Genomic DNA, 19,916 nt, shown 5'->3' with positions numbered 1-19,916 from the left:
GTGGTTCGCTGCAGGCGCCGCGCCCGGTACGCGCGGCGCCTGGGGAAAGGGGATCAGCCCTTGGCCTGGTGGGCGCGGATCTGGTCGCGCAGCTGCTGGCCGTTGGAATGGGCGTAGTCCTTGTCGATCTCGTAGCTCACGCAGGCCTTGAGCTGGGGATCGAGCTGGTTGCGCAGGGCGCCCAGGAACTGCGGCTCGGCCACCAGCGCCAGGCGGTCGAACTGGCCGGCCTGCCTGGCCTTGAGCAGCACGTCGTTGATCTCGCTGGCAAAGGTCTGCGACTCGCGCTGTTCCGGCGTCTGCTGCGGCTGGTATTGCTTGGTAGGCAGGGCGCCGCCTGTGCCATGGCTGCTCGACCCCGCCGCGATCGGGCTCATGCGATCGGTGAGTTCTTCGGTCGTGCCCGTGCGCGCGGCGGGATTGACCATGTCCTGTACTTCTTGCAGCGGGGTGTTGGCGTCGGATTCGGCGAAGATGCGGGCGCGGCCGGCGTCGGCCGATACGATCCAGGTTGTACTCATGCTACCTCCCATTGACGATGGAAATGTTTTTCTCAAGTGGACCCATGGTCCACATCCGTCCGGCTGTTCAGGGGAGTCTATCCGAAGCAGCTTTTTGAGGAGGCACGAAAGACATTGCGGCGCCTTGCACCTAACCCAGTAGGCAAGAGTCGCTCCTGGCGCGCCTGGCAAGCGCAGGCGGCGTTGCTCGTCGTTGTGTGGCCAGCCACACTGCCTCCTCGCGCCTTGCCTGCACTTCCCACGCATCACCATGCGCTTCCTCCTGCCTACCGGGATAGGTTCTTAGCGCGGCCGGCCGAAGACCTGGGTCCAGTAGATGATGGCCGTGCGCGTCTCGGCGGCGATGCCGTAGGCCGCGCCCATCTCGGTGAAGCCGGCGTTCATGATGTTGGCGCAGTGGCCCGGGCTGTCGAGCCAGCCCGCCACCGCTTCGGCGGGCGTGTGCTGGCCGAAGGCGATGTTCTCGCCAACACGCTGCCAGTGATAGCCGGCGCGCTGGGCGCGTTCGGACGCCAGGCTGCCGTCCTTGGCCTTGTGGCTGAAGTAGCGGCGCGCCGCCATGTCCTGGCTGTGGCCGAGCGCGGCCTGGCCCAGGGCCGGGTTCCAGCGCACCGGCGGGACCGGCGGGAAATGCTTGCCGCCGCAGGTATGGCCGCTGGCGCGGGCGGCGTTCACGCCCTCGAGGATGGCCTTGCCCGCATCGCGCCAGTCCGGAAAGGTGCTGGAAGGCAGGGGCGGCGCCGGACGGGCGAGCACGACGGTCCATTCCTTTCCTTCGCGATAGCTGCCGACTGCCGAAAAACGCGTGCTCAGCAGCACGCTGCAGTATTTCTCCTGGATCACGTTCATCGCCGCCTGGGCATCTTCCGGTCCGCTCACCGAGACCACCTCGGCCAATTCGGCGGCGTAGCCGACGGCCTGCAGCGCGTTCTCGATGAAGGTGGCGGGACCGATGCGGACGCGGGACAGGGCGGGATTGGCTTGCAGCGGCGCCACCGGTGCGGCCGCGCGGCCTGCGCAGGAACCGGGTGCGGCGCGGTAGGCGTTGATCATTGCCACCAGGCTGCCGGCGCGCTGGTCCGGACCGGACGCCGGCAAGGCGCCGGCCGGGCGCGGAAAAGCGGCGCCCAGCAGCGCAGCGGAGGCGAGCAGGAGGGAGACCAACAGGGGCTCCCGTTTCAGGGTCGTGCAAACAGCCATGTCGTCAAGAAGGGTGCAAGCTCGGTGTGAGGTGGCGTGCCGGTTGATTGCCGGCTAAACAATTGGCAAGCAGATAAGCCGCCCGAAAAGCAAAAACGCCAACCTCGAGGTCGGCGTCGCACTGCCTTCCGGCCCAGCCTAGATGGGGGGTGAAGGCGGAAATACTATAGCAGCCGCCGGCTTGCCTGCCCAGCGGGTGTCGCAGGGATGCACAGCCGTGCGGCGGGGCCTCTTACTGGCGCTGGCTGGTGCGCACGAGCTTGCCCGTATCGAGACCTTGCGCCCGCAGGCGGCCCAGCAAGGCCTCGTAGGCGGCCGGGTCCACTTGCGGCGTGCGCGACAGGATCCACAGGTATTCCCGCTTTGGCTCGCTGACCGCGGACAACTGGTAGCCCTGGTCGAGGTCGATCACCCAGTAGTCGCCCCAGACCATGGGCAGGAAGGACAGGATGGCCGGTGCGAAGCGCACCTCGAGCTTGGGCGAGGTGGCGGGACCGACTTGGCGCGCCACGCCTTCGGCCACGTCGGCGCCGCCATCTTGCGTGCGGCAGCGGTTGAGGACGGCGACCCGGCCGTCCTGGCGCAGGCTGTAGGTGGCGGTGGTGTCGCCCACGCATTTCTTCTGGAAGCTGTTGGGGAACTTGGCGATTTCGTACCAGGTCCCGAGGTAGCGCTGGACGTCGAGCGCGGGGATGGTGGTGAGCGGCTTGGGGGTATCGTCGGCCTGCGCCGCACCGGCGCAGACGGCTAGCAGGAAATGAACAGCGGCAAGGGTGACTGGCGTGGGTCGGGTCATGGAATCCTCTCAGCAATGTGTGTGGTGTAGCGTAATCGACAAGGCATCTGGCTGTCGCGTGGCTGGGCTTGCCGGAGCAGCCAGGTGCCCGCCTTGGTGAGCAAACGTGCGCGCCAGGAAGGCAAGTACACTGGCGCCAAGGAGACTTCGCAGACCGGCATGCACCAGATGGATTTCAGTTCCTGGCAAACAGCCCTGACCACCGTGATCGGCCTGGCCGTGTTTACCCTGCTCGGGGTCGGCATTCGCATTCTCGTGATGCAAACCGTGCAACAGCGCCGCGAGCGCATGAACCGCCAGATCAACGAACGCCTGAAGACCCTGATCGGGGCCTACCGCACCCTGGGCGGCTCCTTCACCGGCAAGCTGACCGTCGATCCCACCCACCTGCGCGAGTTGCGCATGGCGGACGTGCCGCTCGAAGCGCAGATGGAGGCGCTGGACGGGCAAAGCAGGCTCGAGGCCGCCACCGGATCTGACCGCGCGCGCCGTATCCGCGATGCGGTCGAGGCGGCACTGGCGGACATCATCCTGCTGGGCACGGAAACGCAGTGCCGCCTGGCCAGCCAGGCCGCCAGCGACATGGCGGCCGGCCGCCCCATCCACACGGCCGAGCTGGTCGTTTCCTTGCGCAACTTCATTCGCGAAGCGCTCGACCTGGAGCCGATCCCGGCCGACGTGACGATTCCGCTGCAGGGGCCGACCCGCACCCAGGGTAGCGGCGCCAGGAAGGGCGGCGCGGAACGGGCCGGCGCGGAACGCGGCGGCGGCCAGGGTGGCGGCCGTGGCGGCAACGCGGGCGGGATGGGCGGCGGCGATCCGGTTCCCATCGCGGGCCGGCGCGGCGACGAAACGCCGGGCGGTGGCATCCGCGACACCGATCCCTTGCTGTGAACGCCGCCTGGCGCTAGAGCGAGGACAGCGCCGGTCCCTCCGGTTTGCCCAGCCAGGTGGTGGCGAAGCGCTGGCGCGCCGCGCCCAGCGCCGCTTCGTCGCCGCGCAGGCGGTAGACCTCCATCAGGCCGCGCAGGGCCCAGCCGTTGCTGGGTGTGCGCGCGAACGAGGCGCGGAAGACCTGTTCGGCTTCATCCAGCTGTCCGGCGCGCATCAGCGCCACGCCCAGCGACTGGCGCACCGGGTAATACCAGTAGGGCGGCTCCATGTAGGGCAGGCCGTCCTGCACCGCCACGGCTTCGCGGTAGGCCGCGATCGCGTCCTTCGGCTTGCCCAGGCTGTCGGCCAGACGGCCGCGCGCCACCGCCCGCGCCGTCTGCACGATCTCGCGTCCGGGGATGCCCCAGTCCGTCACCACCTTGAAGTCGGCGGTGCGCTCGATGCGGTCGAGCGCGGCGATCTCGCGCCGGGCCGCCTCGGCCGCTCCCTTGCGCGCATGGCCGACGGCGCGCGCGTAATGCCACATCGCCTTGACCAGCACGAAGTCCGGGCCGGGGTCGGGCAGGGACAGCAGCGTGTCGGGGCTGCTGAACTGCACGTGGGCGAAGTAGGGCGCCGACTTGACCGGCTGCAGCGCCCCGATGTTCTTGAGCAGCTCGGGACTGATCACGCCGTCGAGCTTGGAGGCCGCCTCGAGCGTGGTCTTGCCGTCGCCGCCCATCAGGGCCGAGACCATCACGAAATGGATGTTGTGCGGGTAGTAGGCGCCGCGGTAGACCGGATCGCTGCCGGCGCCCGCGAAGTAGCGCTCGTCGATCGCGATGGCGGACAGGTTCGACTGCAGCGCCTCGCGGTAGAGGCCGAGGCGGTAGTAGATATGCGAGGGCATGTGCACGATGTGGCCGGCCCCGGGAATCTGCTGGGCCAGCACGCGCGCCGCCGGCAGCGCCTTGTCGGGATGGGTCGAGGCTTCCATCGCGTGGATGTAGTAGTGGGCGGCGCCCGGGTGGCTGGGATTGCGTTCCAGCACGCGCTCGAGGGCGTCGACCAGTTCCGCCGTGCGGTTCTTGGGCTGGGCGCCGCCCGCCGCCCAGTAATCCCAGGGAGACAGGTCCATCAGGGATTCGGCGAACAGCACCTGGATGGTGTCGTTGTTGGGATGGGCGCGCGCGGCATCGAGCATGGCGTCCGCATAGGCCTTGTCGAGCGCGGCCCGGTCGGCGCCGGGGTCCTTGCTGTAGCGCCGCGCCACCGCCTTGATAAGGGCCTGTTCCGCGGCCGTCGCGCCCTTGGCGTGGCGCATGGCGCTGGCCGCCGCCGCGGCCGCCGGCGCCACCGCATCGGGGAACATGGGCGCGTTGATGTTCGGGCCCAGCACCAGGGCCTCGCCCCAGTGGCACATGGCGCAGCCGGGGTCGAACTGTTGCGCGGCGCGGAAGGCGCGCGCCGCCTCGGCGTGGTTGAAGGCGAAGGTCAGGCGCATGCCCTGGTCGAAGTAGGCCTGGGCCTTGGGATGCTTCGTGGTGATCGGGACGTGCAGGGCGCCGAGGTTCTCGTAGAGCGGAGGCGGCTCGGCTTGCGCTGCCTTGGCGGGCGGCTGCTGGCCGGGCTGGAAGGGCCGGGTCTCGACCTGGGCCTGGGCCAGCAGCAGCGGGCCCAGCAGGGGAGGGCGCCCGGCCCGCGCCGGGGCGCAGGTAGTGCCGGCGAACAGCGGATCGAAGGAAGGCGGCGCCTGCGGGCGCTCGGCCTGGGTGGACGGGACGGCAACGAGGACGGCCGCCGCGACGGCGACTCCCGGCAACACGAAACGCGGTTTCATGACTCCTCCTGTGGGCATGGACACAGCGGCGCACTGCATGCGTTGCCGTTGGAGTCGCCGGGAAGCGCCGGGTTCCCGTGCGAGGCGCTCAGGCTTTGCGCACGAATTCCGACTTCAGGCTCATGGCGCCGAAGCCCTCGATCTTGCAGTCGATGTCGTGGTCGGCATCGACCAGGCGGATGTTCTTGACCTTGGTGCCCTGCTTGATGACGCCGCCCGAGCCTTTCGGCTTGAGGTCCTTGATCACGGTGACCGTGTCGCCATCCTGCAGGATGTTGCCGGAGGCATCACGCCAGACGCGGGCCGCGTCGGCCGCGCCCACAGCCTGCACGGGCCATTCGTGGCCGCATTCGGGACAGACATACTGGCCGCCTCCGTCCTCATAAGTATAGGCGGATTGGCACTGGGGGCAAGGAGGCAGGGTGGACATGGAAAACCTTGTTGAATCGTGGCAGGGAAGGGGACACTGGCGCAAGGCACTCTTCGGCGCCGGCCGGCTCGCGTTGCCGGCATTCTAGCCCACCTCGCCGGGTCCGGCGAGCGGGCCGCGTGCTAGCATATGGCCTGCGAACCAGCTCCCGGCGGACGATCCCTCGTCCGCGCCCGCATTTCCAACCGATCACGCATGCCCCGAATTGCCTCGTTCCTGCCGTGCGTACTTTGCTTGTGCGTACTTTTCCTGTGCACGCCGCCGGCCGGCGCGGCCACCTATACCATGCTGCGCATCGAAGGCAGCGAAGCCGGCCGGCCGCCCTACGGCGTCGCGCTGCTGGAGCTGGCCTTCGCCAAGGCCGGGGTCTGCCATGCCGTGGTGCTCAGCGAACCGGGCATGAAACAGGCGCGCGCGGTGCACGAACTGGCGCAGGGCAGCGGCAAGCTCGACATCATGATCACCATGAGCTCGCCGGAGCGCGAAGCGGCCTTGCTGGGCGTGCCGGTCCCGCTCACCAAAGGCCTGCTCGGCTGGCGGATCGCCCTGGTGCGCAAGGAGCGGCTGCACCAGTTCGCCGAGGTGCGTTCGGCCGCGCAACTGCAAGGCTTTGTCGCGGGCCTGGGCCATGACTGGCCGGATACGGCCATCCTGCGCGCCAGCGGCCTGCCGGTGCACCTGGCCTCGACCTATACCGGCATGTTCCGCATGCTCGAGGCGGGACGGATCGACTACTTTCCCCGCGCCGTCAAGGAAATCCATGGCGAGCAGGAGCGCTACCCGGCGCTCGCGGTCGAGCCGCACCTGGTGCTGCGCTATCCGGCCGATGCCTATTTCTTCGTCAACCGCCGCAATACGCGCCTGGCGGCGGAGCTGCGCAAGGGCCTCGAAGCGGCGATCGCCGACGGTTCCTTCGACCGCCTGTTCTACAGTTATTTCGCGCCGCAGATCGCGGCGGCCGGGCTCGATCGGCGCCGCATCATCGACCTGCCGCATCCTGCGCGCGCGCCGTCCCTGCCGCTCGGGCGCCCGGAATTGTGGTTTTCGCTGGGAGAGCTGCGCCGGCCGGCCTTCGTCGCGGCCGCCCGCGGCAGGGTACAGCCGCCGGTCGCCGCGGCGTCGTGCTCCGCCGTGAAGCAAGCCGGCCGCTGAATAGCCGCTCAATAGGCACTAGTCGGCTTGCCTGGGCGCCCGCTCAGTGATGCAGGGGCGTCCCCGTGGCGGTGGCCTGCCCCGGCTGGTCCGGCCGCAAGGCCCGTTCGCCGGCGGCGGTGTCGTGATAGCTCTGGAAGCGGGCGACTTTGCCGTCTCGCAGCGTCAAAACGTGCACCCACGGGCTGTCGTAGCTGCGCCCGGTATGCCTGCCTCTCCAGGTTGCTTCGCCCGTGACGACCACCTTGTCGCCTTCGGCGATGAACTCCTGCGGTTCGAAGCGTTCAGCCAGGAGCGCCTCGTTCAACTGCTCGAAAAAGCGGGCGATCTCCGCCTTCCCGTTGTGCCTGCCGGCGAAGGGGATATGCTCCGCTTCGGGTTCGATCCAGAGCGCATCGTCGTGATAGCGCTCCAGCAGCTGGGGAATGTCGCCGCTCTGGAACAACCGGTAAGCTTCCATCACCAGCCGCTTGTTGTCCTGTGCGTCCATGATAGCTCCTCTCGTGTCTCGCCTTGCGCGACGGTTGCGGACGCTCCCGCCACGCAGGGACGGTCTTTTCAGCCTACTGCGCGCGGCGGGAAATACAAGGTCGGCCGCGCAGCGGCAAGTGTTGGTCCGTCCTCAGTGTGGGCGCGAGGTGGCGCTGTCGGCGCTGCCCGCCTGGCCGGGCATGGGCGCGTGTTCAGGCGGCATGCCGTCCTTGAACAGCAGGCGCAGCTGCTGGCGCAGCTCCGGCGAATCGCTGTGGTGGTGCACGGACACCGCATGGTCGACCGCGGCCTGCAACAACTCTTCCTCGCTGTCGGCCGAGATGGCGACCGAGCAATGCATATCGCTCGGGAATTCCCGGCAATCGATGAATTTGCGTGTCATGATCCACTCCTTCACTCGAAAAGCGCGGGCATCGCGCCCGCTGCTTTCAGTATAGGCAGGCGGCGTCACCCCCGCTGCGCGAAAAGCGCCGGCAGGGGACTGCTGTTAAAATTTGCGCCAGCCTTCCGGCGCCCATTTGCAGGAGTACACAAATCCTAGGTTTTTTATTCAGAGCGGCAATACGCAGGCCCAAGCTGGCGGGCGCTGTCGCGTTAATCGTGCTGGCAGTCTTGGCCAGCACGATGACCTACACCGGTTTCCTTGTCATCGGGGTGCTGGCTGATCATCTCGGCACGGGCCGGTTCCTGGCGGGCTTGCTTCTTGGCGCTCTTTTTGCACGATTCCCCTGGATACGCCAAGGCAAGCCGCGCATTGTCGGCCTCTTGCCCAAACCTGTCCGCCGGCCCCTCATCCTGCTCATCCTGGCGCTTTGCCTGGCGACATTCCTGTGGCGTAGCGACTATGTGTCCGCATTGTTCATCGGTTTTGCGGCGGCTTTCCTGCTCGGCTACCCCTGGTTGAGGCGGGCTGTTTTCGATCGGCTGTTGTCGTCGGTCTTCGCATTCACCGGCCAGAAACCGTTCAAACGCACGGATGACTCGGTGATCGAGGGGGAATTCAGGGAAAGGAAGGACTGAGCACTGCCGGCCGGTTGCCGGCAGCGCGCCTTGTCGCGGCCATTAACGAGACGATTTAACGCGACGATTTAACGCGACGATGTTGGGCCGGAAAACAAACACGCCAACCGGCATGGGTTGGCGTTTCGTGCACTGCGTATTCCTGGTGGCCCGGGGCGGAATCGAACCGCCGGCACAAGGATTTCAATCCTGGCGTCGCGCCTGGCAAGGCCCGTGGCAGGAACGAGGACTATAATCGATCTGCCCTGCCAGGGGGAATTGCCCTGGCCAACGGGGACCAAACGATATGTACAACACAAAATATTTCGAGCCCAATCGCACCGCGACCTGGCTCGAGTTGTTCTTCGACCTGATTTTTGTGGTGACGATCGGTGACGTGACGCATATCTTGAGTCACACGCACGAGGGTCATCTCGACCCGCTCCAGTTCTGGAAATTCGTCCTTATTTTCATACCTTTTTGGTGGATTTGGGCGAGCCACACGATGTATGCTAACCGGTTCGATGCGGATGACCGGAAGCATCGGCTGGCAACCCTGATCATCATGTTCCTGCTGATTATCATGTCAGGCTTGATCGATCAACGATTCCTGGCGAGCTTCGACACCATCATCGTCTGCTACGCCGGTTCGCGATACATCATCGCCATGATGTATCTCGTGTCCAAATACCGGCACAAGGAAAGCGATGAACTCGCAACCGTAGTTTGCTGGGTGATCGCCGCGGGCGCCACCATCAGCCTCGCTTCGATCCTGTTCCCGGCGCCACAGCGCTATGCCGTGTTTTACCTGGGAATAGCGTTCGATCTGGTTGCGTTCATCTTTTTCTTGCCGCCTCGACTCAAAGTCATCCCGGTGCATACCGACCACTTGATCGAGCGGGTGGGCCTGCTCACGATCATCATGCTGGGTGAATCCATCATCAGCCTGTCCGCGGGACTGGCCAACTTCAGTTGGACCGTGGATACGCTCCTGACCGCCGTCACCGGTTTTGTGATGATATCGGCCATCTGGTGGGTCTACTTTGACAGTTTTCACCTGCTGACCGAACAGCAGCTCACGACCGGCCATTCGGTGCTTTACTCGCACTTTTTCGTGTTCATCGGGCTGTCGATCCTGGCCAGCCTGATCCGGCACGCGATCCTGGACAGCATGGTGGTATCCGATTTCAGGGTACTCTCGGCCATCGGCGCGGTCTGCTTTTTCGTTGGCAAGCAGTACGCCTACTTCATGGAGCTTCCCGGACTGCGGCCGCAGCTGGTCGTCAACACCCTGGTGGTCTTCGTATTGACCGGGTTTGCCCTGCTATTGCCCAGAACTGACTACATCCTGCTTGGTCTTACCGCTGCGATGATTTGTTATGCTTTCCTCAGTCTCAGATACCTGAACGTGCCCCACGGACGTGATGACCATCCGCGCAACAGCCCGGTCACGGGAGACCGGCCCTGAGCCGCTCCGCCGTTACCGGGGGGGGGGGGCGGACAGCTAACCCTGGACGGCATACCGCACCGGAAAACAAAAACGCCACCCGAAGGTGGCGTTTTATTTGTTCTTGGTGGCCCGGGGCGGAATCGAACCACCGACACAAGGATTTTCAATCCTCTGCTCTACCAACTGAGCTACCAGGCCAAGAGAGGCATGATTATAGCCAGACATTTTCAGGTTCGCAAGCCCCCTCGATGCCGAAATGCACGCCTGTCTGCGAAAAGCCGGCTGCGCAGCAGTCCGGCGCGGCGCCGGCATCTGGCTATAATGTCTTCATGACCACACCCGCCATCTCCACCACGTTCAGCACCGACATCTGCATCGTCGGCAATGGCGCCATCGCCAAGACCGCCGCCCTCGGCTTCGCCCAGGACGGCCACAGCGTGACCCTGCTGGTGCCGCCCGCCCGTCCCGCACCGGCGCCGCCGGCGGGCGCCACGTCGGCGGCCGAGCGTCCCTGGGATGTGCGTGTTTACGCGCTCAACCATACGGCGCACAGCCTGCTCGCCTCGCTGAAGGTATGGGGCGCGCTCGACCTGGCGCGGGTGCAGGCGGTCGACGCCATGGACATCCGCGGCGACGGCACCCAAGGCGGCAACCTCGGTTTCGACGCCTTCGGCGCCCATGTCGGCACCCTGGCCTGGATCGTCGAGGACAGCAACCTGAACGGGGCGCTGGATGCGGCGATCAAGTTTTCCCACAACGTGCACGTGGTCACCGGCTGCGCCGTCGATTTAAGCTGCGGCGAGCTGGGCGCCGCGGTGCGCCTGGAAGACGGCCGCAAGATCGACTGCGAACTGGTGGTGGGCGCCGACGGGCGCGAATCCTGGGTGCGCGGGCAGTGCGACATCGGCGTCGACTACCGCATGTACCACCAGCGCGCCATCGTCACCAATTTTGCCTGCGACAAGCCGCACCATGGCGTGGCCTACCAGTGGTTCACCTGCGCCGACGGCATCATCGCGCTGCTGCCGCTGCCGGGCAAGCGCGTGTCGCTGGTGTGGTCGGCCCCCGAGACCCTGGCCGACACCCTGATGGACGAGTCGCTGGGCGAGCTGGCGATCCGCCTGGCCGAATATGCTGAAGAAAAACTCGGCCCCCTGCGCCCGCTGCAGCCCGAAGACGTCAAGGCGGTGCCGCTGGCCCTGATGCGACCCCATGCCATCGTGGCGCCGCGGGTGGCGCTGGTGGGCGACGCCGCGCACGCGGTGCATCCGCTGGCCGGCCACGGCATGAACCTGGGCTTCGGCGACGTGGTCGACCTGCTCGAGACCGTCAAGGGACGCGAGGAGCGGCGCGGCGTCGGCGACGAGCGGGTGCTGGCGCGCTACGCCCGCAAGCGCAAGGAAGACGTGCTGCTGATGCAGATGGCCACCGACGGGCTCGAACGTTTGTTCGGCGCCAACCTGGAACCACTTCGCGTGGTGCGCAATTTCGGATTAAACTTGCTCGATAAGTTGCCAGCGGTCAAACGGCGCCTGATGGCGCACGCCATGGGCAAGTCAACTCTCTAAGGAATCAACATGGTCAAAACCAAGCTCGCCGTCCTGCTGGCGACGGGGCTGATGGCGTCCTGCGTGGACGCCCAGAACAATACCGAGGCGAACATCAGGAAGGCGCTCGAACCGCGCCTGGGCGGCGCCAAGATCGAGTCGGTCAAGGAAACGCCGTATGGCGAACTGTACGAAGTGCGGGTGGCGGGCGACATCCTGTACACCGACAAGAAGGGCGAGTACCTGTTCATCGGCCATGTCTACGACGCCAAGTCCTCGCGCAACCTGACGCGCGAGCGCATCGACGACATCAACAAGATCAAGTTCAGCGAGCTGCCGCTCGAGATGGCCCTGAAGCAGGTCAAGGGCAACGGGAAGCGCGTGATCGCCGTGTTCGAGGACCCGAACTGCGGCTACTGCAAGCGCCTGCGCCAGACCACGCTCAAGGACATCGACAACGTCACCATCTACACCTTCATGTACAACATCCTGTCCGAGGATTCGTTCGTGAAGTCGAAGAACATCTGGTGCGCGCCGAACCGCGTGAAGGCCTGGGACGACTGGATGATCAACGGCAAGGTGCCGCCAGCCGCCCCCGCCGCCTGCGAGACCCCGAACGAGAAGGTCGCCGCCCTGGGACAGAAGCTGAAGATCTCGGGCACCCCGGCGATCTTCTTCACGGACGGCTCGCGCATTCCGGGCGCGGTCGACCTGAAGGGACTGGAAGACAAGCTGTCGTCGCTCGAAGCAAAAAAATAAGCGCTGAACACATCATTACAAGCGCATCGCCCGTACCAACCACTAGGGAGCAGCACATGGTCACCTTGAACATCAACGGGCGCGACCTCCAGGTCGACGCCGACCCGTCCACGCCCATCCTGTGGGCGCTGCGCGATAACCTGAACATGACCGGCACCAAGTTCGGCTGCGGCGCCGCCCTGTGCGGCGCCTGCACCGTGCACCTGGACGGCGCCCCGATCCGCTCCTGCATCACGCCGATCTCGGCGGCCCAGGGCCAAAAGATCACCACCATCGAAGCGATGGAGAACGACAAGGTCGGCAAGGCGGTGCAGGACGCCTGGGTCAAGCACGACGTGCCGCAGTGCGGCTACTGCCAGAGCGGGCAGGTGATGAGCGCCACCGCGCTGCTGCGCACCAACAAGCGCCCCAGCGACGCCGATATCGACAACGCCATGAGCGGCAACATCTGCCGCTGCGGCACCTACCAACGCATCCGCGCGGCCATCAAGGACGCGGCCCAGACACTTACCTCGCTCGCCTGAGGAGCCGCCATGCGCATCGAATGGATCGCACGCGACGCCGTCGCGCAGCCTGTCACGTCCCGCCGCGGCTTCCTGAAGGCCGGTGCGGCCGCCACCGGCGGCCTGGTGCTGGGCTTCTTCCTGCCCGGATCGAACAGGTTCGCCCAGGCCGCCGCGCCGGCCAGGACCTACGCGCCGAACGCCTTCCTGCGCGTGGCGCCGGACAACACCATCACCGTGATCGTCAACCGCCTGGAATTCGGCCAGGGCGTGCAAACCTCGCTGCCGATGCTGATCGCCGAAGAGATGGACGCCGACTGGTCGCAGATGCGTGGCGAGCTGGCCCCGGCCGGCGAGGCCTATAAAGACCCGGCCTTCGGCGTGCAGATCACCGGCGGATCGGGTTCGATCGCCCACTCCTACACCCAGTACCGCGAGATCGGCGCCCGCGCCCGCGCCATGCTGGTGGCGGCCGCCGCCGAGCAGTGGAAGCTGGCGCCGGCCCAGCTGCGCACCGAGAAGGGCATGGTCATCGGCCCGGCGGGCCAGAAGGCCAGCTATGGCGCCCTGGCCGACGCGGCGATGCGACAGCCGGTGCCGGCCACCGTCGTGCTCAAGGAGCCGAAGCAGTTCCGCTATATCGGCAAGCCGACGCGCCGCATCGATGCGCGCGCCAAGTCGACCGGCAAGCAGCAGTTCGGCATCGACTTCACGCCGGCCAATGCCAAGACCGTACTGATCGCCCGTCCGCCGGTGTTCGGCGCCAAGGTGGCGCGCGTGGACGCGGCGGCGGCGCGCGCCGTCAAGGGCGTGCTCGACGTGTTCGAGGTGGACCTGGACCGCGGCGCGCGCGGCGTGGCCGTGGTGGCCGAGGGCTACTGGCCGGCCAAGCAGGGCCGCGATGCGCTGCAGCTCGAGTGGGACACGGCCGCGGTGGAGAAAGTCAGCTCCGGCAAGCAGCTGGCGGACTACGTCGCCCTGGCCAAGGCCGGCGGCGGCGCGGTGGCGCGCCAGGCCGACGTCTCGCAACTGGCGGATAGCGCCCAGCGCATCTCGGCCATCTACGAATTCCCCTACCTGGCGCACGCGCCGATGGAGCCGCTCAACTGCGTGGTCGAGCTGAAAGGCGAGGCCTGCACCATCTGGGCCGGCACCCAGTTCCAGACCGTGGACCAGCAGGTCGCCGCCAAGATCCTGGGCCTGAAGCCCGAGCAGGTGACGATCAACACCATGATGGCGGGCGGCGGCTTTGGCCGGCGCGCGGTGCCGACCTCGGAATGGATCGCCGATGCCGTGCGCGTGGCCAGGGAGTGGCGCGCCAAGGGCCATGCGGAACCGCTCAAGCTGGTGTGGAGCCGCGAGGACGACATCAAGGGCGGCTACTACCGCCCGGCCTATGTGCACCGCGCCGAGATCGGCCTGGACGCCAAGGGCGGGATCCTGGCCTGGGACCACAAGATCGTCGGGCAGTCGATCCTGACCGGCACCCTGTTCGAGCCGATGATGGTCAAGAACGGCGTCGATGGCACCACGGTCGAAGGCATGGGGTCGCCTTATGAGGTGCCGCTGCACCTCACGGTACATCAGGTGAAGGCGAATGTGCCGGTGCTGTGGTGGCGCTCGGTCGGATCGACCCACACCGCCTTCGTGATGGAAACCCTGATCGACGAAGCCGCCCACCTGGCGAAGATGGACCCGGTAGCTTACCGCAAGAAGCTGATGGGAGCGAAGCATGTGCGCCACCTGGCCGCGCTCGACCTGGCGGTGGCCAAGTCGGGCTATGGCAAGAAGGCCCTGCCGAAGGGGCGGGCCTGGGGCGTGGCGGTGCACGAGTCCTTCAACACCGTGGTCGCCTACGTGGTCGAGGCCTCGATCGCGAATGGCGCGCCCAAGCTGCACAAGGTGACCGCCGGCGTGCACTGCAACCAGCCCGTGAATCCGCTGTCGATCGCCGCCCAGGTGGAAGGTGCGGCCCTGATGGGCCTGGGCATGACCCTGCCCAACGCGGCGATCACGCTCAAGGACGGCGTGGTCGAGCAGCAGAACTTCGGCGACTACGCGGTGGCGCGTCACAGCGACATGCCGCGGGTGGACGTGCACATCGTGCCCTCGAACGATCCGCCCACCGGGCTGGGCGAGCCGGGCCTTCCGCCGCTGGCGCCGGCCCTGGCCAACGCCGTGTTCCGCCTGACGGGTAAGCGCCTGCGCAAGCTGCCGTTCGACCTGGCCTCGGCCTGAGATGACGCGCCTGGCCGCGCATTCGGTCGGTATTCTCCTTGCCGCCGGCCGCGGGCGCCGCTTCGATCCCAGCGGCGCCCGCAACAAGCTGCTGCAGCGGCTTCCCGGCGGCGAGCCCGTGGTGGCCGCCAGCGCGCGCCATCTTCTTTCCGTGTTTCCCCGCGTGGTGGCCGTGGTGCCGCCGGGCGATGGCGGCGTGGCCGCCATCCTCCAGCAACTGGGCTGCGAAGTCACGACCTGCCATGACGCCGACAGCGGCATGGGACTGTCGCTGGTCCACGCCGTCCGTCACTCCTTGCCGGCAGACGGCTGGCTGGTGGCGCTGGGCGACATGCCCTTTGTACGGGAAGCGACCCTGCAGGCCCTGCGCCGCGCGCTGGAGGAGGGCGCCCAGATCGCGGCGCCCGTGTTCGAGGGCCGGCGCGGCAATCCGGTGGCCTTCGGCGCCATGCACCGCGATGCCTTACTGGCGATGAGCGGCGACCAGGGCGCACGCCGCCTGCTGGCCTCCCACCCCGTGACCGAGGTGGCGGTGGACGATCCGGGCATCCTGCGCGACGTCGACAGCCCGGCCGACCTGGCGTCCTGACTGTTTTGCTGCCTGCGCAAGAATCCGATTACACTACGGGAAATCCGGCGCGAGACCCATTCTCCATATGAAAAAACCATCCCAGAAAAAGCAGCCCGCAATCCAGTACACCATCGTCCCCAAGGACCTGGCCGGCCACCTGTTCAATGTGAGCCTCACGGTTGCGGCGCCCGATCCCGAAGGACAGGTGTTCGCGCTGCCTGCCTGGATTCCCGGCAGCTACATGATCCGCGAGTTCGCCCGCAACATCGTGCGCATCCGCGCCGAAGCCGGCGGCGCCGCGGTGGCGCTGACCAAGCTGGACAAGCATTCCTGGCGCGCGGCTCCCTGCGCAGGCCCCTTGAGCCTGCACTACGAGGTGTATGCCTGGGACCTGTCGGTGCGCGCCGCCCACCTTGACCAGACCCACGGCTTCTTCAATGGCACCAGCGTCTTCCTGCGCGTGCTGGGACAGGAAGAGACCCCGCACCTGGTCGACATCCAGCGCCCGGCCGACCCGGCGGCGCGGACCTGGCGCGTGGCCACCGCGATGGCGGAACTGGGCGCCAGGCGCTACGGCTTCGGCACCTACGCCGCAAGCAACTACGACGAGCTGATCGACCATCCGGTCGAGATGGGCGACTTCGAACTGGCCACCTTCAAGGCCCACGGCATCCCGCACGACATCGTCGTCACCGGCCGCGTGCCCAACCTCGACATGGCGCGCCTGCAGGCCGACCTGAAGGCCATCTGCGAAACCCAGATCGCCTTCTTCGAGCCGAAGTCGAAACAGGCGCCGATGGAGCGCTACGTCTTCATGACCATGGCGGTGGGCGACGGCTACGGCGGCCTGGAACACCGCGCCTCGACCGCCCTGATCTGCGCGCGCGCCGACCTGCCCAGCACCGCCACGCCCAAGAGCGCCGAGCCGGGCGAGGGCTATCTGCGCTTCCTGGGCCTGTGCAGCCACGAGTACTTCCACACCTGGAACGTCAAGCGCATCAAGCCGGCCGTGTTCGCGCCCTACGACCTGCAAGTCGAGAACTACACCCCGCTCCTGTGGCTGTTCGAAGGCTTCACCAGCTACTACGACGACCTGATGCTGGTGCGCAGCGGGATCATCGGCGAGCCGACCTACTTCAAGCTGCTGGGCAAGACCATCGGCGGCGTCCTGCGCGGCAGCGGCCGCACCAAGCAGAGCGTGGCCGAATCGAGCTTCGACGCCTGGAGCAAGTACTACCGCCAGGACGAGAACTCGGCCAACGCCATCATCAGCTACTACACCAAGGGCTCGCTGATCGCGCTCGCCTTCGACCTGACCATCCGCGCCAAGACCAATGGCGCCAGGTCGCTGGACGACGTGATGCTGGCGCTGTGGGAACGCTACGGCCGCGACTTCTACCCGTCCGTCGGCCGCGGCGTGACCGAAGCCGAGCTGGAAGTCCTGTTCGACGAAGTGAGCGGGCTGAAACTGAAGAGCATGTTCGAGCGCTACGTGCGCGGGACCGAAGACCTGCCGCTGGCCAAGCTGTATGCGCCGCTGGGCGTCAAGGTGACGGACGAGCGCAAGAACGGCAAGCCTTCGCTGGACGCCGGCATCGGCCGCGACCCGCTGGGCGCCAAGCTGACCCAGGTGCACGAGGGCGGGGCGGCGCACCAGGCCGGCCTGTCGGCGCACGACGTCGTGATCGCCATCGACGGCCTGCGCGTGAGCGGCAACCCGCCCAACATCGACACGCTGCTGGGCCGCTACCGCGTGGGCGACAAGGTGACCGTGCACGCCTTCCGCCGCGACGAGCTGATGGCCTTCGAGGTGACCCTGCATGGCGACCGCGTGCCGGGCATCACCTTGTCGCAGGCGGTGGCCGGCAAGAAGTCGGTCGCCATCAGGCGGCCCAGCGCGGTGTGATCGCGGTGCGTTGAACGCATCGGCGACATAGCCGCCAACCCTACGTAGGGTCGGCGGGGTCATTCAGGCCAGTGGCCTGAATGACAGACGCCGGCGCGTCCAACCGCCATATGCAAGGCGTCACGGCATGCTATCGTAGGTGAATCTTTTCACCCACGATAAGAGGCCCATGTTGAACCGCCCACTCACCCGCATCGCCGCCGCCACCGTCCTCGCGTTCTCCCTCTTCCCCGCCCAGGCCCAGCAGGCCGCGCCGCTCAAGGGCGAGGTCGCCACCCGTGTCAACGCCATGTACCCCTGGCTCGACAAGGTCTATAAGGACCTGCACGCCCACCCCGAAATCGCCTTCCAGGAAATGCGCACCGCCGGCAAGCTGGCCGCCGAGATGCGCAAGCTCGGCTTCGAGGTGACCGAGAAGGTCGGCAAGACCGGCGTCGTCGCGGTGCTGAAGAACGGCGCCGGCCCGACGGTCCTGGTGCGCACCGACATGGACGGCCTGCCGATGGAAGAAAAGACCGGCTTGCCCTACGCCAGCCGCGCCAAGGCGATGAGCGATGGGCGCGAAAGCTTCGTCGCCCACAGCTGCGGCCACGACATCCACATGGCGAGCTGGCTGGGCGCCGCGCGCACCCTGGTGGAACTCAAATCGCAATGGAAGGGCACCCTGGTCTTCATCGGCCAGCCGGCCGAGGAAATCGTTGCCGGCGCCAAGGCCATGCTGGACGACGGCCTGTTCAAGCGCTTCCCCAAGCCGGACTATGCCTTCGCCCTGCATTCCTGGCCGCTGGCCCACGGCACCGTCGGCTTCAACGACGGCCCGGTGTCGTCCAACTCGGATGCGCTCGAGATCGTGTTCAAGGGCCGCGGCGGCCACGGCTCGGCGCCGGACAAGACCATCGACCCGATCGCCATCGCCGCGCGCTTCGTGGTCGATGTGCAGACCGTGATCAGCCGCGAGAAGGATCCCAAGGAATTTGGCGTCGTCACCATCGGCGCGATCCAGGGCGGCACGGTGGGCAACATCATCCCCGACAGCGTGCAGGTGCGCGGCACCATCCGCTCCTACAGCCCGCAGGTGCGCGCCAAGCTGGTGGAAGGCGTGCGCCGTGTCGCCAACGCCTCCGCCGCCATGGCCGGCGCACCGGCGCCCGAGATGAACGTGGGCGGTGGCGGCGCGGCCATCGTCAACAGCGCGGAGCTGGTCAGCAAGACCGAGGCCGTGTTCAAGGACGCCTTCGGCGCCGCCAATGCCCAGCGCATGCCGGCGATGACGGCCAGCGAGGACTTCTCGATGTTCGTGAACGAAGGCGTTCCCGGCATGTTCTTCTTCACCGGCGTCTACGATCCGAAAGTGGTGGCGGAAGCGGAGCGTCCGGGCGGCAAGCCGATCGCCTTCAACCACTCGCCGTTCTACGCGCCGGTGCCGGAGCCGTCGATCAAGACTGCTGCGCAGGCCATGAGCCTGGCCGTACTGAACATGCTGGCGAAATAGCGCGGATTGTGACAACATGGATTGTCATAATTAACAAAATGTCATCCAGTAGCAACACATTTTTACCCAGGATAAATATGTATTGCTGCTAATTAGTTACCTCTTTATAAGTGTCTTTCCAATAACTATTCCGGCGACAGCCGGTCCATTCGGGGAAAGACATGTCCAAGCTAATTATCCGCACCATCATTTCGCTCGCCGTCATCGCGGCGGCCGGCAACCTGACCGGCTGCGCGTCGATCGTCAGCGGCACCAGCCAGGTCGTGTCGGTCGAGACGATGCAGCCGACCGGCAGGGTCGATGGCGCGTCGTGCAAGCTGGAGAATGAAAAGGGCGTCTATTTCGTGACCACGCCGGGCACGGTCACCATTCGCCGCGCCTACGGCGACATGAACGTGAAATGCGAGAAAGCGGGCATGGAGGCCGGCCTGGCCACCATCAAGTCCTCGACCAAGGGCATGGCCTTCGGGAACATCGTGTTCGGCGGCGTGATTGGCGCAGGCGTCGACGTGGCATCGGGCGCAGCCTATGACTACCCGAACCTGTTCCAGATCATAATGGGGCAGAGCAGCACCATTGGTCCGGCAGCGGCGCCGGCGACGGCGCAGGCGACACAGCCGGCGGCGCAGCCAGTGGCCGCGGGCGGATCGCACTGATCGTCTGCTGGGCCGCGCGCCCGGCAAGCGCATGGACAAGGGCACGCGGGGGCGTGCCCTTGTCGTTTTCGGGCGGGTCTCGGACGAATCTCAGGCGGCTTTCTTGCAGTCGGCGCAGCGGCCGTAGAGGGTCAGTTCGTGCCGCTCGACGCTGAAGCCCTTTGGCGCCATGTGCTCGATGTCGCCCGGGCAGGCGTGCACGTCGAACACGCGCTGGCACTGCGTGCACTGGAAATGATGGTGGTGGTGGTCGGCCGCCGTCGTCGATTCGTAGCGCGCGCCTTCGCCCGGCAGGGTCACCACCTTCAGCGCGCCTTCGTCCACCAGCGATTTCAGGTTGCGGTACACGGTCGCCATTCCAAGCTGGCTCACGTCGCGGCTGGCCTCGGCCAGGATCTCCTGCGGAGACAGCGGGCGGCGCGCATGCTCGATCGCATGCAGGATGGCGGATTTTTGGCGTGTATTACGTTGCATGAGGCGAAGAATACCTG

Annotated in this window: 20 protein-coding genes and 1 tRNA gene; 12 read left to right on the top strand and 9 right to left on the bottom strand. The window is 66.6% G+C overall.

The window, feature by feature from the left end; translation table 11 throughout:
- Positions 1 to 53: 53 nt before the first annotated feature.
- The 3 genes from V7778_RS18905 to V7778_RS18895 all read right to left on the bottom strand — a co-directional run bounded on the left by V7778_RS18905 (position 54) and on the right by V7778_RS18895 (position 2,517).
- Positions 54 to 521 carry a host attachment protein gene (locus V7778_RS18905; protein WP_335558084.1) on the bottom strand — a complete coding sequence of 156 codons (468 nt, stop codon included), beginning with the start codon at positions 519 to 521 and terminating at the stop codon, positions 54 to 56.
- A 282-nt stretch (positions 522 to 803) separates the two neighbouring features.
- On the bottom strand, positions 804 to 1,685 hold the full coding sequence (locus V7778_RS18900) for a CAP domain-containing protein (RefSeq protein WP_335558082.1): 882 nt from the start codon (positions 1,683 to 1,685) through the stop codon (positions 804 to 806).
- Positions 1,686 to 1,953: 268 nt separating this feature from the next.
- Complete coding sequence (locus V7778_RS18895) at positions 1,954 to 2,517, bottom strand: lipocalin family protein (RefSeq protein WP_335558080.1); 564 nt, start codon at positions 2,515 to 2,517, stop codon at positions 1,954 to 1,956.
- Positions 2,518 to 2,676: 159 nt separating this feature from the next.
- Between V7778_RS18895 and V7778_RS18890 the strand changes: the two genes are divergently transcribed.
- On the top strand, positions 2,677 to 3,411 hold the full coding sequence (locus tag V7778_RS18890) for a hypothetical protein (protein ID WP_335558133.1): 735 nt from the start codon (positions 2,677 to 2,679) through the stop codon (positions 3,409 to 3,411).
- A 13-nt stretch (positions 3,412 to 3,424) separates the two neighbouring features.
- Here V7778_RS18890 and V7778_RS18885 read toward each other — a convergent pair whose 3' ends face one another.
- Entirely contained in the window at positions 3,425 to 5,230 is a 1,806-nt protein-coding gene (locus tag V7778_RS18885) for a tetratricopeptide repeat protein (RefSeq protein ID WP_335558078.1), read from the bottom strand.
- Between the two features lie 88 nt (positions 5,231 to 5,318).
- The gene (locus tag V7778_RS18880) at positions 5,319 to 5,660 is read right to left on the bottom strand and encodes a zinc ribbon domain-containing protein YjdM (RefSeq protein WP_335558075.1); all 342 of its coding nucleotides are present in this window, start codon (positions 5,658 to 5,660) and stop codon (positions 5,319 to 5,321) included.
- Positions 5,661 to 5,894: 234 nt separating this feature from the next.
- On the opposite strand from V7778_RS18880, the gene V7778_RS18875 reads away from it, so the two are divergent.
- Positions 5,895 to 6,812: a substrate-binding periplasmic protein gene (locus V7778_RS18875; RefSeq protein ID WP_335558073.1), complete on the top strand. Its 918-nt coding sequence runs from the start codon at positions 5,895 to 5,897 to the stop codon at positions 6,810 to 6,812.
- A 43-nt stretch (positions 6,813 to 6,855) separates the two neighbouring features.
- Here V7778_RS18875 and V7778_RS18870 read toward each other — a convergent pair whose 3' ends face one another.
- The gene (locus V7778_RS18870; RefSeq protein WP_335558071.1) at positions 6,856 to 7,302 is read right to left on the bottom strand and encodes a nuclear transport factor 2 family protein; all 447 of its coding nucleotides are present in this window, start codon (positions 7,300 to 7,302) and stop codon (positions 6,856 to 6,858) included.
- A gap of 132 nt (positions 7,303 to 7,434) precedes the next feature.
- Positions 7,435 to 7,686, bottom strand: coding sequence for a DUF1059 domain-containing protein (locus V7778_RS18865; RefSeq protein ID WP_335558068.1), 252 nt, complete (start codon positions 7,684 to 7,686; stop codon positions 7,435 to 7,437).
- Between the two features lie 242 nt (positions 7,687 to 7,928).
- On the opposite strand from V7778_RS18865, the gene V7778_RS18860 reads away from it, so the two are divergent.
- Both V7778_RS18860 and V7778_RS18855 read left to right on the top strand, forming a co-directional pair.
- Positions 7,929 to 8,324: a hypothetical protein gene (locus V7778_RS18860; protein ID WP_335558067.1), complete on the top strand. Its 396-nt coding sequence runs from the start codon at positions 7,929 to 7,931 to the stop codon at positions 8,322 to 8,324.
- Positions 8,325 to 8,610: 286 nt separating this feature from the next.
- Entirely contained in the window at positions 8,611 to 9,771 is a 1,161-nt protein-coding gene (locus V7778_RS18855) for a low temperature requirement protein A (protein ID WP_335558065.1), read from the top strand.
- A gap of 104 nt (positions 9,772 to 9,875) precedes the next feature.
- Here V7778_RS18855 and V7778_RS18850 read toward each other — a convergent pair.
- Positions 9,876 to 9,951 (bottom strand) — tRNA-Phe (locus tag V7778_RS18850).
- Positions 9,952 to 10,082: 131 nt separating this feature from the next.
- On the opposite strand from V7778_RS18850, the gene V7778_RS18845 reads away from it, so the two are divergent.
- The 8 genes from V7778_RS18845 to V7778_RS18810 all read left to right on the top strand — a co-directional run bounded on the left by V7778_RS18845 (position 10,083) and on the right by V7778_RS18810 (position 19,425).
- A complete protein-coding gene (locus tag V7778_RS18845; RefSeq protein ID WP_335558063.1) occupies positions 10,083 to 11,321 on the top strand; it encodes an FAD-dependent monooxygenase in 1,239 nt (412 codons plus the stop codon).
- 9 nt (positions 11,322 to 11,330) lie between these two features.
- Complete coding sequence (locus tag V7778_RS18840) at positions 11,331 to 12,059, top strand: DsbC family protein (protein ID WP_335558061.1); 729 nt, start codon at positions 11,331 to 11,333, stop codon at positions 12,057 to 12,059.
- Positions 12,060 to 12,115: 56 nt separating this feature from the next.
- Positions 12,116 to 12,583, top strand: a complete 468-nt coding sequence (locus tag V7778_RS18835) for a (2Fe-2S)-binding protein (protein WP_335558060.1) — start codon at positions 12,116 to 12,118, stop codon at positions 12,581 to 12,583.
- A 9-nt stretch (positions 12,584 to 12,592) separates the two neighbouring features.
- Positions 12,593 to 14,800, top strand: a complete 2,208-nt coding sequence (locus tag V7778_RS18830) for a xanthine dehydrogenase family protein molybdopterin-binding subunit (protein ID WP_335558058.1) — start codon at positions 12,593 to 12,595, stop codon at positions 14,798 to 14,800.
- 1 nt (position 14,801) lies between these two features.
- Positions 14,802 to 15,389, top strand: a complete 588-nt coding sequence (locus V7778_RS18825) for a nucleotidyltransferase family protein (protein WP_335558056.1) — start codon at positions 14,802 to 14,804, stop codon at positions 15,387 to 15,389.
- A 67-nt stretch (positions 15,390 to 15,456) separates the two neighbouring features.
- Positions 15,457 to 17,277, top strand: coding sequence for a M61 family metallopeptidase (locus V7778_RS18820; protein ID WP_335558054.1), 1,821 nt, complete (start codon positions 15,457 to 15,459; stop codon positions 17,275 to 17,277).
- 169 nt (positions 17,278 to 17,446) lie between these two features.
- Positions 17,447 to 18,769 (top strand): amidohydrolase, encoded by a 1,323-nt coding sequence (locus tag V7778_RS18815; RefSeq protein ID WP_335558053.1) that lies wholly within the window; start codon positions 17,447 to 17,449, stop codon positions 18,767 to 18,769.
- Positions 18,770 to 18,930: 161 nt separating this feature from the next.
- On the top strand, positions 18,931 to 19,425 hold the full coding sequence (locus V7778_RS18810; RefSeq protein WP_335558051.1) for a hypothetical protein: 495 nt from the start codon (positions 18,931 to 18,933) through the stop codon (positions 19,423 to 19,425).
- 90 nt (positions 19,426 to 19,515) lie between these two features.
- Here the strand turns inward: V7778_RS18810 and V7778_RS18805 are convergent, their stop codons facing one another.
- Positions 19,516 to 19,899 (bottom strand): Fur family transcriptional regulator, encoded by a 384-nt coding sequence (locus V7778_RS18805; protein WP_335558049.1) that lies wholly within the window; start codon positions 19,897 to 19,899, stop codon positions 19,516 to 19,518.
- Positions 19,900 to 19,916: the final 17 nt, after the last annotated feature.

The sequence above is a fragment of the Massilia sp. DD77 genome (assembly GCF_036961685.1).
GTDB lineage: Bacteria > Pseudomonadota > Gammaproteobacteria > Burkholderiales > Burkholderiaceae_D > Telluria.
Note: the sequence above shows the minus strand (reverse complement) of the source record. Positions and strands in the feature narration are given on the sequence as shown.

Bases quoted from the DNA above. Each gene is read 5' to 3' on its own strand.
- V7778_RS18860 (WP_335558067.1), top strand. From the start codon at position 7,929: ATGACCTACACCGGTTTCCTTGTCATCGGGGTGCTGGCTGATCATCTC.
- V7778_RS18885 (WP_335558078.1), bottom strand. From the start codon at position 5,230: ATGAAACCGCGTTTCGTGTTGCCGGGAGTCGCCGTCGCGGCGGCCGTC.
- V7778_RS18835 (WP_335558060.1), top strand. From the start codon at position 12,116: ATGGTCACCTTGAACATCAACGGGCGCGACCTCCAGGTCGACGCCGAC.
- V7778_RS18855 (WP_335558065.1), top strand. From the start codon at position 8,611: ATGTACAACACAAAATATTTCGAGCCCAATCGCACCGCGACCTGGCTC.
- V7778_RS18865 (WP_335558068.1), bottom strand. From the start codon at position 7,686: ATGACACGCAAATTCATCGATTGCCGGGAATTCCCGAGCGATATGCAT.
- V7778_RS18825 (WP_335558056.1), top strand. From the start codon at position 14,802: ATGACGCGCCTGGCCGCGCATTCGGTCGGTATTCTCCTTGCCGCCGGC.
- V7778_RS18805 (WP_335558049.1), bottom strand. From the start codon at position 19,899: ATGCAACGTAATACACGCCAAAAATCCGCCATCCTGCATGCGATCGAG.
- V7778_RS18820 (WP_335558054.1), top strand. From the start codon at position 15,457: ATGAAAAAACCATCCCAGAAAAAGCAGCCCGCAATCCAGTACACCATC.
- V7778_RS18880 (WP_335558075.1), bottom strand. From the start codon at position 5,660: ATGTCCACCCTGCCTCCTTGCCCCCAGTGCCAATCCGCCTATACTTAT.
- V7778_RS18840 (WP_335558061.1), top strand. From the start codon at position 11,331: ATGGTCAAAACCAAGCTCGCCGTCCTGCTGGCGACGGGGCTGATGGCG.
- V7778_RS18890 (WP_335558133.1), top strand. From the start codon at position 2,677: ATGCACCAGATGGATTTCAGTTCCTGGCAAACAGCCCTGACCACCGTG.
- V7778_RS18895 (WP_335558080.1), bottom strand. From the start codon at position 2,517: ATGACCCGACCCACGCCAGTCACCCTTGCCGCTGTTCATTTCCTGCTA.
- V7778_RS18845 (WP_335558063.1), top strand. From the start codon at position 10,083: ATGACCACACCCGCCATCTCCACCACGTTCAGCACCGACATCTGCATC.
- V7778_RS18810 (WP_335558051.1), top strand. From the start codon at position 18,931: ATGTCCAAGCTAATTATCCGCACCATCATTTCGCTCGCCGTCATCGCG.
- V7778_RS18905 (WP_335558084.1), bottom strand. From the start codon at position 521: ATGAGTACAACCTGGATCGTATCGGCCGACGCCGGCCGCGCCCGCATC.
- V7778_RS18815 (WP_335558053.1), top strand. From the start codon at position 17,447: ATGTTGAACCGCCCACTCACCCGCATCGCCGCCGCCACCGTCCTCGCG.
- V7778_RS18830 (WP_335558058.1), top strand. From the start codon at position 12,593: ATGCGCATCGAATGGATCGCACGCGACGCCGTCGCGCAGCCTGTCACG.
- V7778_RS18870 (WP_335558071.1), bottom strand. From the start codon at position 7,302: ATGGACGCACAGGACAACAAGCGGCTGGTGATGGAAGCTTACCGGTTG.